Source organism: Apibacter sp. B2912, assembly GCF_009827835.1.
GTDB lineage: Bacteria > Bacteroidota > Bacteroidia > Flavobacteriales > Weeksellaceae > Apibacter.
On sequence record NZ_WINV01000003.1, the window covers coordinates 119,849 to 133,848 of the forward strand.

The window sequence follows — 14,000 nt, forward strand, 5'->3', positions numbered from 1 at the left end:
GTTTTTTTATAGATAGCATTTTAATATACACTAAAAAAATTTTAAATACAGAACGTAAATAATGATATTCGGCATTATTTTAACAGATATTAAGAATAATATAACATATAGAGTAAACAGTCGGTTTTTTTGCCGTTTTTTTATTTTTATATTTGCATATTGTTTACGTACATGAGTAGAATTAGAATATATTTTATCTGTTTATTTTCAAGCATAGTTTCAATATTTTCTTTTGCTCAGGTTTCAGAAGGGAACAAAAACGAAATGCCTGTAACAAACAGTAAAACTATCTCTTCTGATTCAATTAAAATTTATAACCCAACCATACAATCCTATAAATATTGGACGGAAGACCATGCGAAAAAAATCTTTGATACGGTTTTAACTATAGATAAATACTATAGCAATAGAATGTACAATCACAAAGATAGTTTTGGCGCCATGCCGTTTTCCAATATAGGACATACTTTTAATCCTTTATTATTTTCAACTAAAATTAACTCGGGAATAGATTTAATTCCTACGGGAAAATCTTTTAACCTAATAGAAGCTGATGAAGTAAGATATTTCGATGTTCAGACCCCGATGACCGAATTTCAATACAACAATGGATATAAACAAGGCCATTCATTATCAAGTTTATTTACACATAATATCAATTCAAGGCTAAATTATTCCATACAATACAGAGGATTACGTTCAGAAGGAAAATATTTAGAACAATTAGCTTCCAATAATTCACTTTTATTCACACTTGCCTATCATACCAAAAATCAAAAATATAATTTGTGGACTCACTATATAACAGCTAATGTAGACGATGAAGAAAACGGAGGAATTCAATTTCCAAAAAATTTCGAAGATGGAGACAGCCGATTTAAAGATCGGGACCGAATGGAAGTAAACCTTACAGGGGCGCAATCAAAATATGGAAGAAGAAGATTTTATGTCGGTCAACAATTAGGAATACTTAATTCGGGACATAACACCTATCCGTTATCTATAAAAAATATTTTTTCGGCAGAATCTTCCCACTTTACCTATGAAGAATTTAAAAATCTAAATACCTATTTTTCAGATAAACAAGATATTTTTGATGTAGACAATTTGAAAAGTCATTACAACACAAAAAAACTTAGAAAGATTACCAATCAATCCATGGCAGTTTTTGATTGGAGCGATAAATTACATTTGGAAACAGGACTAAAATATGAACATTTAGAATTTAATTTTGACCGAATAGTTGATCCAAGTATTTCCTTTCCTAAAAATCTCAAAGACAATCGAGTGGGAATAGCCGGAAAACTTGCATTTAACTGGAAGAAAGAAATTGTTTTAAAATCACAAGGAGAGGCAATGACGGGAGATGAATTTAAAAATTCGTATTACTTAGACAATCATTTAATAGTCAGTCCTTTAAAAGATTATTATTTAGAAGCTAATGTAGGAGTTAAATCTCAGATACCGTCATTAAACTTGCTGTATAATCAAAGTTTTTATAAATCCATGAATTATTTTATGGATGACCCGAAAAAAGAAAGAACAGTTCAAGCTGGAGGAGAATTACATATAAAACCTTATAATACAAGAGTTTTTACACAATTTTATAATATAAAAAATTATACCTATTTAGATAGTGATTATCTTCCTAAACAAGCCGGTTCTTCGGTTGATATAGTACAAGTAGGTTTGAAAAACAGTTTTCAATATAAAAAATTCCATTTGGAAACTAATTTAGCATATCAAAATGTTACCAGTAATAAACAACTCTTACCCTTGCCGGATTTCATTGGTAGAGCAACCATTTATTACCAATCAAAAGCATTTAAAAATAATGCAGAATTCCAATTAGGATTAAATGCTTATTACTTTAATAAATTCCAATCCAGACTCTTTTTACCGGTAACCAACGAGTTAAGATTACAATCAAAAACAGAAAATTATAATATCGGAGAATATCCCGTATTAGATTTATTTCTGCATTTTAAAGTCAAAAGAATGTTGATTATACTGGAAGGACAACATTTCAACTCCAGTTTTAGTGGTTACAAATTTTACAGTTCGCCACTCAATCCATATACAGATTTTCGTTTAAATATAGGAATACTCTGGTATATATTCACCTAAAAACAATAAATAAAAATCTTACAATTCCTTTTTTATAAGCGAAATTTTTCATAAATTAGAGTTTACTATTACGTATAAAAAATTAAATTATGAATACTCCTCTTTTTGAAATCGATTTAAAAGTACGAGATTATGAATGTGATGCACAAGGCATCGTAAACAATGCAAATTATCAACACTATTATGAAGTAGGCCGTCATGAATTTCTAGAACATAATGGGCTTGATTTCTATGATTTACACCAAAAAGGAATCGATTTAGTATTAATAAGCATTCATGTACGCTATATGAGTTCACTAAAAGGAGGAGAAAAATTTTTATGTACCTTAGATTCATTGGAAAAAGAAGGAATCCGTTATATATTTAATCAAAAAATTATACGCAAGTCCGACAACAAAGTATGTTCTGAAGCAAAAGCAGAAGTAGTAAGTGTAGTCAATGGACGTGTAAGTATGCCGGCGCTATTAGATGAATCATTTGCTAAATATCTTCAAAAATAAACAGAATAAACTCTCATAATTTGAGTATTTTACAAAAATTTAAAAGTAACGGAAAATTACTTTTAACCGGAGAATATACGGTACTGGATGGTGCCTTAAGTTTAGCCGTACCCACTCGATTAGGACAATCTCTTCAAATACACCAAACTCAAGAATTTTCTAATAAATTGGTATGGACTGCCTATAAAAGTGATGGAAAATTATGGTTTAAAACCGTTTTAGATATCAACAGCAATAAAATCGATGAAACGACGAATTTAAATTTTTCAAAACAATTACTCCATATTTTCCAAGAAGTACAAAAATTAGGAAGCACAAAATTTGAAAATAAAGTTGGATACGAATGTATAACTCGGCTGGACTTTCCCGAAAATTGGGGCTTGGGAACCAGCTCAACCTTAATAAATAATATAGCACAATGGACAAAAGTAAATTCCTATAAATTATTAGAAAAAACTTTTGGAGGAAGCGGTTATGATATAGCCTGTGCCGAAGCCCATACGCCTATTACCTATCAACTAAAAGAAAATGAAGTAAAGAAAATTGAAAAGGTAGAAATATCTTCGGCAATAACGGAAAATCTTTTATTTATTTATTTGAATCAAAAACAAAATTCAAGAGAAGGAATACAGCATTATAAACAAAAAACGAAGTCGGAAAATCTAATAGATGCCATTTCAAATATAACCCGAGAAATTATTGACCCAAAAATTACCTTTAATCAATTTAGGATTCTTATTTCAGAACATGAACAATTGATTTCAGAGTTTATCAATATAGATACAGTAAAAAAAGTTTTATTCAGTGATTATCCGGGGTTTGTTAAGAGTCTGGGAGCTTGGGGAGGAGATTTTATTATGGCTGAAAAATTAGAATGTTCGGAAACCTATTTCAAAAACAAAGGATATGAAGTAATCAAAAATTACAAGGATCTTATACTATAGCATTTAAAATTTCAGTATTTCATGATATTTACTTACACTTAATTGAAAGAAATGGAAAATTTATAGCTGAGAATTATTTGGTTGCTTAATGGTTTGATATATAATTGCTTAGGTTGGTGGTTGGTAAGGATATATAATTTAGAGTTTTGAAAAAATTGATACTTATATTTTTTATGAATATCTTTACATAACCAAAAGTTTAAACCCAAAACGATGTTAAAAATAGGGGATAAGATTCCTGATTTTGAAGGACTTGACCAAGAAGGAAAAATAATTAAATATTCAGATTTTAAAGGAAAAAAACTTATCATATATTTTTATCCCAAAGCAAATACTCCGGGTTGTTCAGCTGAAGGATGTAATCTTAGAGATAATTATGCAACTCTTCAAAAAGAAGGCTATCAAATCATAGGAATAAGTAAAGATTCAGTAGATAAACAAAAATCATTTCATGATAAATATTCATTTCCTTTTCCGCTTATAGCAGACGTTGATAAAAAAATAATAGAATCGTTTGGAGCATGGGGTAAGAAAAAATTTTTGGGAAAAGAATACGAAGGCATCTTACGATATACCTATATAGTTGATGAAAATGGAATAATTAAAAATATTATTACCAAAGTAAAAACAAAGAATCATGCAGAACAAATCCTTAAAACTATGAATCTTTAAGATAAACATTAGTTAACTTAGATATTTGTAAACGACTAATATTTTAAAGGATTAAAAACAATTGAAAAATTAAATATATATAAAAAGTAAAACAAATAATGGCAGAAAAAGAAAGCAAAGACGCAAACAATTCAGAAGCAAAGAAGAAGGCGTTGAATCTAATTTTAGACAAATTAGACAAGACCTATGGTAAAGGATCAGTCATGCGAATGGGAGATAAGCCTGTTGAAGAAGTAGACACCATTCCTACCGGATCTTTCGGTTTGGATTTGGCTTTAGGGGTCGGAGGCTATCCACGAGGAAGAATTATTGAAATATTTGGTCCGGAATCATCGGGTAAAACAACACTTACGTTACACGCAATAGCAGAAGCTCAGAAAAAAGGTGGAATAGCAGCCTTCATTGATGCAGAACACGCATTCGATCCAACCTACGCTCAACGTCTGGGCATCAATTTGGACGATCTGATTATTTCTCAGCCGGACGATGGAGAACAAGCATTGGAAATCGCCGATAATCTGATTCGATCAGGTGCTATTGACATTGTAGTTATCGATTCAGTAGCAGCATTAACTCCTCGAGCAGAAATAGAAGGAGAAATGGGAGATTCTAAAATGGGTCTTCATGCACGACTAATGTCTCAGGCTCTTAGAAAACTAACCGCTACCATTAGTAAAACTAAATGTACCGTAATATTTATCAATCAGCTTAGAGAAAAAATTGGAGTAATGTTTGGAAACCCGGAAACAACTACCGGAGGAAATGCATTAAAATTCTATGCTTCAGTACGAATTGATATACGTAAATCAGGCTCACCGATCAAGGATGGTGATAATGCAATAGGAAGCAGAGTGAAAGTAAAAGTAGTTAAGAATAAAGTAGCCCCACCATTCCGTCAAACAGAATTCGATATTATGTACGGAGAAGGAATTTCCAAAGTTGGAGAAGTCCTGGATTTAGGAGTTGAAATGGGAATTGTCGGAAAATCCGGATCCTGGTTCAGCTATCAAGATACGAAACTTGGACAAGGAAGAGATTCTGTTAAGCAGTTATTAAAAGATAATCCGGAACTATTAGAGGAAATTGAAACCCGCATTAAAGAAAAATTGGCGGAACAATAATATGTAAAATAGTTATTAATTATAACACTCATAAAAAAACGATGAATTTCTTGAAATTCATCGTTTTATTTTTTATAAGAAATAAATATTTTTAAAAATTAGAAACTTAATATCCGAAACCACTTTACAAATCTTACCAAAAAGGGATATTAGAATTTCTTAATTAAATAAAAATACCATACAATAGGCGTAAATTTAATTTAATTAATTCCGATTAAAAGATTTTTAATCTTAAATCCATTCATTAATATGCTCTCCAGTTCCCATTTTAATACTCTTAGCAGAAATAGTAAAAGTTTCCGTTAGAGGAGATTTACCGTAAGAATCAAAATTTTCTTTATATTTCACAACATATCCATCAAAAAAATATAATTCTTTTAAAGTAGAATTGTTGTCTCTTTTAATGAATACTATTTTACCATCTTTTCTTTCAAAGCTATTTGTCATCCACTCAAAAATGTCAGTTTCACCGGTAGATTCAATTGAAACTTCAATCCTTCCCCCTCTGGTTTGAGAAGATGGGCGACCGGTCGGATCTGTTTCCTGAGCTAAAGAGTAATTAATATTCAAAACATTATATGATTTCCCTTCTACTTCTAATTTCGCTTTAAATGACATAGTGATTGTTTTACGATTATCTTAATAAAATTGTGTTAATTGAATTTATAACGCAAATATAGTACATGAAAGTTGTCTTATTTTTAAATTAATGTTAAATTAATTGTAAAATATAAAAATATTAATATATCTTATTTTCAGTTAAAAACTCCGATAGATATTAATTTTTCAAAAATCAATTGATAATATCGAATCTTCCTATGCGTTTTAAGGTATAAAATACTAGATAATTTATGTTTATAATTTATTAATAGCAAATTATAATGCAATTTATGCAATAATTTATATTTATAATTATTACTTTTATAACTTAAAAAATTCTGAGTAAAAATTATGTGGAAAAGTGAATACTGTAAAAAAGGATTATATGATCCGGAATTTGAGCATGACGCGTGTGGAGTAGGTATGATAGTCCACACCAAAGGTGTCAGATCCCATTCAATTGTTGAAAACGGACTTCAAGTTTTAGAAAATATGACCCACAGAGGAGCTGAAAGCGCCGATAATAAAACCGGAGATGGAGCCGGAATTATGGTGCAAATACCTCATGAATTTGTTCTTCTTCAAGGAATAGCAGTTCCGGAAAAGGGCAGATATGGGAGCGGGTTGTTATTTTTCCCTAAAGAAAAAGAAGAAGAAAAAAAGGCATTTGAATTACTGTCCGAATTAATCAAAAAAGAAGGATTAAGTTTTCTAGCCTTGAGGGATGTACCTGTTAATAGTGATATACTTGGAGAAATATCAATGGCAAATGAGCCGATTATAAAGCAGATATTCATAAAAGGAGAAGAATATTCACAAGAAGTATTAGAACTGAAACTGTATTTACTTAGAAAAAAATTTGAAAAAGCACTATTAGAATCAGATATAAAAAATAAGCGCGGGTGTTACATAGTAAGTTTGTCAACCAAAACCATTGTATATAAAGGAATGTTGACATCTTTACAACTAAGACATTATTTTCCTGATTTATTAAATCCTAATTTTACCAGTGCCATTGCTTTAGTTCATTCAAGGTTCAGCACCAATACTTTTCCAACCTGGGGTTTAGCTCAGCCTTTTCGTTTAGTCGGGCATAACGGTGAAATCAACACCATCAAAGGAAACAGGTTGTGGATGGAAGCACGTGAAAGCGTTTTAAAATCAGAAAAAATAGGAAATATAGAAGATATATGGCCGATTGTGCAGCAGGGAATGAGCGACAGTTCATCTTTTGATAATGTATTAGAATTTTTAGTAATGTCGGGCAAGTCATTGCCTCATGCATTGGCCATGATGGTTCCGGAATCATGGAATGATAAAAATCCGATTTCATCCGAACTGAAAGCCTTCTATGAATACCACAGCATTCTTATGGAACCGTGGGACGGACCGGCGACCATTTTATTCAGTGACGGGCGATATGCCGGGGGATTGTTGGATAGAAACGGATTACGCCCCGCACGATATCTCATTACCCATCATGATATGATGGTAGTAGCTTCAGAAACAGGAGTAGTTACCTTTGATCCTTCAGAAATCAGGGAAAAAGGAAGATTAAAACCGGGAAAAATGGTATTAATTGATACTGTAAATGGTACTGTTCAGTATGATAAAGAATTAAAAGAAGAATTGGCAAATGCTTATCCGTATAAACAATGGTTAGATAAAAACAGAATTTCTTTAGATGATATATCTTCGGGAAGAAGCGTGAAATATGAAGTTCCGAATTTGGATGTCATGTTATCAGCATATGGATATTATCGTGAAGATATAGAGAAACTCTTAATTCCGATGGCTATAGACGGTAAAGAACCGGTGGGCTCTATGGGAAACGATACCCCTTTGGCCATATTATCCAAAGAACCCAATCGTTTATTTTCCTATTTCAGGCAACATTTTGCGCAGGTAACCAATCCACCCATTGATCCTATAAGAGAAGAATTAGTAATGTCCCTAGCCGGATATATAGGTTCTTTACATAAAAATATATTAGAGCCCATGCCCGAACACTGTAAAATGGTCGGACTGGCCTATCCCATTATAACTAATAAAGAATTGGATCTGCTTGAAAATTTAGATTATAAAGGATTTAAATCGACAGTGATTCCTATAACCTTTACGTATCAACCGGATGAATATGCTTACGGGTTGAAAAAAGGTATTGAAGAACTTTGTAAAACTGCAGAAGAAGCAGTGGACAAAGGAAGCAATTATATTATTTTAAGTGATAGAAAAGCTGACCTGGACCATATCGCCATTCCCTCATTATTAGCAGTTTCTTCTGTCCATCATTATTTGATCAAAAAGAGAAAACGTATGCAAATTGATTTGGTGGTAGAGTCAGCAGAACCGAGAGAGGTTATGCATTTTGCCTTATTATTTGGATACGGAGCCAATGCGGTAAATCCATACCTGTCATTTGCCATGTTGAATGATTTGGTTGAAAAAGGAGAAATACAAATGGTATTTTCAACAGCAGAAAGAAATTACATGAAATCCATACATAAAGGATTATTGAAAGTTCTTTCAAAAATGGGAATATCTACCCTTAAAAGTTATATAGGAGCTCAAGTATTTGAGGCGATCGGAATAAGTTCAAAAGTATTGTCCGATTATTTTGGTCACACCATTTCAAAAATAGAAGGTATAGACTTAGAAGACATAGCATACGATACCATCCAATCGTTTAAAGAAGCATTCGAAGGGGTACATGATTCAACCATATACGACAATTTAGGAATGTATGCATGGAGAAAAGGAAGAGAAGCCCATGCTTGGAATCCGGAAACCATCGCAAAACTTCAGATTGCCACACGAACCGGAGATTACAATAAATTTAAAGAATTTACTCAAGAAGTAGACAACAAAGAGGATAAAATATTTATAAGAGATTTTATCGATTATACATCTCAACCCATTGATATAGATTTAGTCGAGCCTGCATCAGAAATTATGAAGCGTTTTGTTACAGGTGCTATGTCGTTCGGATCCATCAGTAAAGAAGCACATGAAGCCATAGCGGTTGCTATGAATACGATCGGGGGAAAAAGTAATACAGGAGAAGGAGGAGAACTAAAAGAACGTTTTTCAACTAATGCTAGATCAGCGATCAAACAAGTGGCTTCAGGAAGATTTGGAGTTACAACGGAATATTTAGTAAATGCAGATGAAATTCAAATTAAAGTAGCTCAAGGAGCTAAGCCCGGAGAAGGAGGACAATTGCCCGGATTTAAAGTTGATACGATTATAGCCAAAACAAGACATTCCATACCCGGTATCTCATTGATTTCACCGCCACCTCATCACGATATATATTCTATTGAAGATTTGGCACAATTAATCTATGATTTAAAAAATGTGAATCCGAAAGCTATAATTAGCGTAAAATTGGTCTCAGAAAGTGGTGTAGGAACTATAGCTGCCGGTGTGGCAAAAGCAAAGGCAGATTTAATTTTAATCAGCGGGTGCGACGGAGGAACGGGTGCCAGTCCGTTAAGCTCTATAAAACATGCCGGATTACCGCTGGAAATCGGTTTAGCTGAAACCCAACAAACATTGGTGTTAAATAATCTTAGAGGTAACATTCGCCTTCAAACAGACGGACAATTAAAAACAGGCAGGGATATTGTCATAGCCGCAATGCTGGGAGCCGAAGAATTTGGTTTTGCAACCAGTGCTTTGATTATTTTGGGTTGCGTTATGATGAGAAAGTGTCATTTAAATACTTGTCCGGTAGGAGTAGCAACCCAAAATGAGCAATTAAGGGGGAAATTTAGCGGCAAAAGTGATTATCTTATAAATTTCTTTACTTTCTTAGCAGAAGAAGTACGAGAACATTTAGCCTCACTGGGATTTACCAAATTAGACGATATTGTGGGAAGAACAGATCTGTTAAAGTCCAAATCCTCTCTTCAAAATCCTAGATTTGAAAAATTAGATTTAAGCAGAATATTATATTATCCCGAAAAAAATAAAAATTCTTTAAAACACAATAAACTTCAAGATCATAAAATAGATAAAGTTTTAGATAGAGAATTAATAAACACTTGTCGCAATGCCATAGATCAAACCATGCCCGTATCATTGAAACGTACCATTCAAAATACGGATAGAGCTGTGGGAGCAATGCTGTCAGGAGAAGTGGCAAAAAAATACGGTAATGACGGATTACCGGATAATACCATTCATTGCACATTTAAAGGATCGGCAGGTCAAAGCTTCGGAGCTTTTTTATCCAAAGGAATTACTTTTACATTAAAAGGGGATGCAAATGACTATTTGGGAAAAGGATTGTCAGGCGGTAAGATTGTTTTGTTGCCTCCCGATTCATCTAACTTTACGCCTGAAAACAACATTATAGCGGGAAATACACTTTTATATGGTGCAACCTCAGGCGAAGTATATATTAACGGTCAGGTAGGAGAGCGTTTTTGTGTAAGAAACAGTGGAGCTCTTGCGGTAGTTGAAGGCGCAGGAGATCATTGTTGTGAATATATGACCGGAGGAAGAACGGTAGTGCTTGGTAAAACAGGAAGAAATTTTGCAGCCGGTATGAGTGGCGGTATCGCTTATGTATATAATCCGGATGGCGATTTCGATTACTATTGCAATATGGAAATGGTAGAACTTTCCTTAATTGAAGATATTAGCGATATACGTGAATTAAATGATCTTATTAGCAATCATTACAAACACACTTCAAGCCCACTAGCTAAAAGTTTATTGGATAATTGGATAAACGAAGTAAATTCTTTTATTAAAGTTACTCCAATAGAATATAAAAGAGTTTTGCAAGAAGAAAAAATTCGCGCAATAAATGAGAAAATTTCAAAACTAGAATACGATTATTAAGATATTATAAAGTATAAAATGGGAAATCCTAAAGCATTTTTAACAATAAACAGAAAAGAAGCAGGGTATCGCCCTAGACATGAAAGAATTTCGGATTATGGAGAAGTAGAGCAGACATTAAATACAGAAGATAGATTTTTACAAGCATCTAGATGTATGGACTGCGGAGTTCCATTTTGTCAATACGGTTGTCCATTAGGAAATAAAATGCCCGAATGGCAAGATCTAATTTATAAAAGAAATTGGAAAAGAGCCGCTCGAAGTTTACAATCTACTAACGATTTTCCTGAATTTACCGGAAGAGTATGTCCGGCACCTTGCGAAAAAACTTGTGTATTGGCGATTGAAGATTCGCCTGTTACCATTAGAGAAAATGAGGCAGCCGTGATGGAACACGCCTATTCCGAGGGATTCATGAAGCCACAAATTCCAACTGCACGAACAGGAAAAAAAGTAGCAGTTATTGGATCAGGTCCGGCAGGAATGGCAGTAGCCAATCAACTCAATAAAAAAGGACATACTGTAACAGTTTATGAAAAAGATACCAGTATCGGCGGATTGCTTCGATATGGTATTCCCGATTTTAAATTAAACAAAAATGTAGTTCAAAGACGTGTTGATTTGATGAAGGAGGAGGGCATTGAATTTATAGTCAACACTGAAGTGGGTAAAGATATAAAAGGAAGAGAGATTTTAAAAAATTATGATGCCGTTTGTATAGCTATCGGGTCTCAGTCGCCCAGAGATTTGAAAATTGAGGGAAGGGAACTCAAAGGAGTACATTATGCAATGGAATATTTAAAAATGCAAAACAAGATCGTTGCTAAAGAAACCATTTCCGAAGAAGAATTTATTAATGCAAAAGGAAAAAATGTTTTGGTAATCGGAGGTGGAGACACCGGTTCCGATTGTATAGGAACGGCTAATCGTCAAGGAGCTGCTAATATTATACAAATTGAAATACTATCAAAGCCTAAAGAGTTAAAAGAAGTTGAAAACCGATGGCCCGTTCCTTTTCCGGTCTATTTAAAAACTTCTTCTTCACATTTAGAAGGATGTGAACGAAGATGGTCGTTACATACCAAAAGATTTATCGGAGAAGAGGGAAAATTAACTGGAGTGGAAATAGTAGAAGTTGAATGGGAAAAAGATTCATCAGGAAAATTTACTATGAAAGAAGTGGGGGAACCCGAAATATTAAAAATTGACTTGGCTTTTTTGGCCCTTGGATTTGTCAATCCCATTCAAGAAGGTTTTTTAGAAGAAATGGAGATCATCATGAATGAAAGAAAAAATATTCATACCGATGAAACTAGAAAGACCAATGTGGATAAAATTTTTGCAGCAGGAGATTGTGTGAGCGGACAATCTTTGGTGGTAACAAGCATCGCTTCCGGAAGAAAAACGGCTAGGCATATAGATGAATTCCTAAGGAACTAGTATATTTTTTAATCTTGGAATAAGCTGATAGTTTTATAAAACTATCAGTTCTTTTTTATTGTAATACTAACTAAATGTATGAAAAACAAAAATTTAAAATATCATATTTTAGCTATAATAACGATTTGTATATGGGGTACTACCTTTATTTCAACCAAAGTATTAATGAATGACGGATTAAGTCCGGTAGAGATCTTTTTATACCGTTTTTTATTAGCTTATATATGTATATGGTTTTTTTCTCCTAAGGTAATTTTTTCAAAAAATTATAAAGATGAATTTCTGTTCTTGTTAATCGGATTATTTGGAGGAACAATATACTTTATAACAGAAAATATAGCTTTGAAGTTATCTTTAACTTCTAATGTATCATTAATATTGTCTACTAATCCCATAGTAACCGCTTTTTTTACTATACTAATAAATAAAAAAGAAAAAGTAACCAAAAATTTAGTATATGGTTCTTTATTAGCTTTATTTGGAGTTTTTTTAGTAATATTTAATGGTAGTTTCATACTCGAGATAAACTTTTGGGGGGATTTATTGGCTTTAACGGCAGTACTTTCTTGGACAATCTATACTTTGATTTTAAATAAGCTCAGTAATACTTATTCCATACTTTTTATAACCCGTAAATTATTTTTTTATGGAATAGTAACTATAATACCTTTTATTTTAATAGCACCTTTCAAATTTCAAAAAGATGTATTGCTAACACCTACGGTAATTTTTAATCTTTTATTTTTAGGAATTATAGCATCCATGGTATGTTTTTTTACCTGGAATTTATCAATAAAGAAAATAGGAATTATAAAAACAACTAATTATATCTACTTAGTACCGTTGATAGCAATCATTTCGGCATCAATTATTTTAAAGGAAAGTATAACAATGATTACTTTTCTAGGTACCATATGTATTTTATCGGGGGTGTATGTATCAGAAAACGGAGTAACAATTAAAAGAAAACAAAATTAAAATATAATAATTAAGTAAAATGCTTACAAAGAAATCTGAAAAAATACTTAGAATCACCTGGTTTATTGTTGCGTTTTTTTTAACCATATACTTGGGATATGCTATGTGGAAAGACAATGCTGAACCACTACCCCATATACTAATTTTTACCGTGACCGCTTTGCTTGGTTATGTTTGTGTTAACGTATTGGTATATAGATCGCCGATAGTATCCAATTTATTGGGAATGTCAGCAAATATTGGCGAGATATATACCCATCTGTTATTTGGAAATGTAGGTATGGCGTGTAGTAATCTATATTATTTTATGACTCATGTTTTCGGGCTGATTCTATGGACTAAGAAAAAAAATCAAGATCAAGAAGGAAAAATTAAAGTATCAAAAATGAATCAAAAAGCCTTAGTATGTACGATCTTATTCTGTATAATAGGAATAATTCTTATGTTTTTCTTGGGAGATTATTTTTTTAAAAAAGATTCACCTCCTTACATACTTTTACTTAATTGTATTGCTTTTATGATAGGAGTGTCCGCTCAATTTACTATGATCATGAGACAACCTTTTTCCTGGGTTTTGTGGAGTGTTAGTAATTTAGTTTGGTTATCATTGAATCTGATTTCACATAATTATATTTTTGCTGTTCAATCCATATTATATGAAATAAATGCGCTAGTAGGAATATATAAATGGTATACCGATTCTGATAACTAAGCCAACAGATTAAAAAATAAACTTAGAATTTAAGTTAAACTTTCTTCAAACATTA

Annotated in this window: 10 protein-coding genes; 9 read left to right on the forward strand and 1 reads right to left on the reverse strand. The window is 32.4% G+C overall.

What is annotated here, in order from left to right; genetic code table 11:
* The first annotated feature begins 171 nt into the window (after nt 1-171).
* The 5 genes from GFV01_RS06645 (at nt 172) to recA (ending at nt 5,364) form a co-directional block, all read left to right on the forward strand.
* The gene (locus tag GFV01_RS06645) at nt 172-2,127 is read left to right on the forward strand and encodes a putative porin (protein WP_160565765.1); all 1,956 of its coding nucleotides are present in this window, start codon (nt 172-174) and stop codon (nt 2,125-2,127) included.
* Nucleotides 2,128-2,216: 89 nt separating this feature from the next.
* Nucleotides 2,217-2,627, forward strand: coding sequence for a thioesterase family protein (locus tag GFV01_RS06650; RefSeq protein WP_160565767.1), 411 nt, complete (start codon nt 2,217-2,219; stop codon nt 2,625-2,627).
* 20 nt (nt 2,628-2,647) lie between these two features.
* Nucleotides 2,648-3,571 (forward strand): GYDIA family GHMP kinase, encoded by a 924-nt coding sequence (locus tag GFV01_RS06655; RefSeq protein ID WP_160565769.1) that lies wholly within the window; start codon nt 2,648-2,650, stop codon nt 3,569-3,571.
* Between the two features lie 213 nt (nt 3,572-3,784).
* Nucleotides 3,785-4,243, forward strand: a complete 459-nt coding sequence (bcp, locus tag GFV01_RS06660; RefSeq protein WP_160565771.1) for a thioredoxin-dependent thiol peroxidase — start codon at nt 3,785-3,787, stop codon at nt 4,241-4,243.
* A gap of 98 nt (nt 4,244-4,341) precedes the next feature.
* Complete coding sequence (gene recA, locus GFV01_RS06665) at nt 4,342-5,364, forward strand: recombinase RecA (protein WP_160542507.1); 1,023 nt, start codon at nt 4,342-4,344, stop codon at nt 5,362-5,364.
* Between the two features lie 231 nt (nt 5,365-5,595).
* Here the strand turns inward: recA and tssD are convergent, their stop codons facing one another.
* Entirely contained in the window at nt 5,596-5,982 is a 387-nt protein-coding gene (tssD, locus tag GFV01_RS06670) for a type VI secretion system tube protein TssD (RefSeq protein WP_105296336.1), read from the reverse strand.
* Between the two features lie 333 nt (nt 5,983-6,315).
* Here tssD and gltB point away from each other — a divergent pair, with 333 nt between their 5' ends.
* The 4 genes from gltB (at nt 6,316) to pnuC (ending at nt 13,945) form a co-directional block, all read left to right on the forward strand.
* On the forward strand, nt 6,316-10,815 hold the full coding sequence (gltB, locus tag GFV01_RS06675) for a glutamate synthase large subunit (RefSeq protein ID WP_160565773.1): 4,500 nt from the start codon (nt 6,316-6,318) through the stop codon (nt 10,813-10,815).
* A gap of 18 nt (nt 10,816-10,833) precedes the next feature.
* On the forward strand, nt 10,834-12,255 hold the full coding sequence (locus tag GFV01_RS06680; protein WP_160565775.1) for a glutamate synthase subunit beta: 1,422 nt from the start codon (nt 10,834-10,836) through the stop codon (nt 12,253-12,255).
* Between the two features lie 78 nt (nt 12,256-12,333).
* Nucleotides 12,334-13,233 carry a DMT family transporter gene (locus tag GFV01_RS06685; protein WP_160565777.1) on the forward strand — a complete coding sequence of 300 codons (900 nt, stop codon included), beginning with the start codon at nt 12,334-12,336 and terminating at the stop codon, nt 13,231-13,233.
* A gap of 19 nt (nt 13,234-13,252) precedes the next feature.
* Nucleotides 13,253-13,945 carry a nicotinamide riboside transporter PnuC gene (gene pnuC / locus GFV01_RS06690; protein ID WP_160565779.1) on the forward strand — a complete coding sequence of 231 codons (693 nt, stop codon included), beginning with the start codon at nt 13,253-13,255 and terminating at the stop codon, nt 13,943-13,945.
* Nucleotides 13,946-14,000 lie beyond the last annotated feature (55 nt).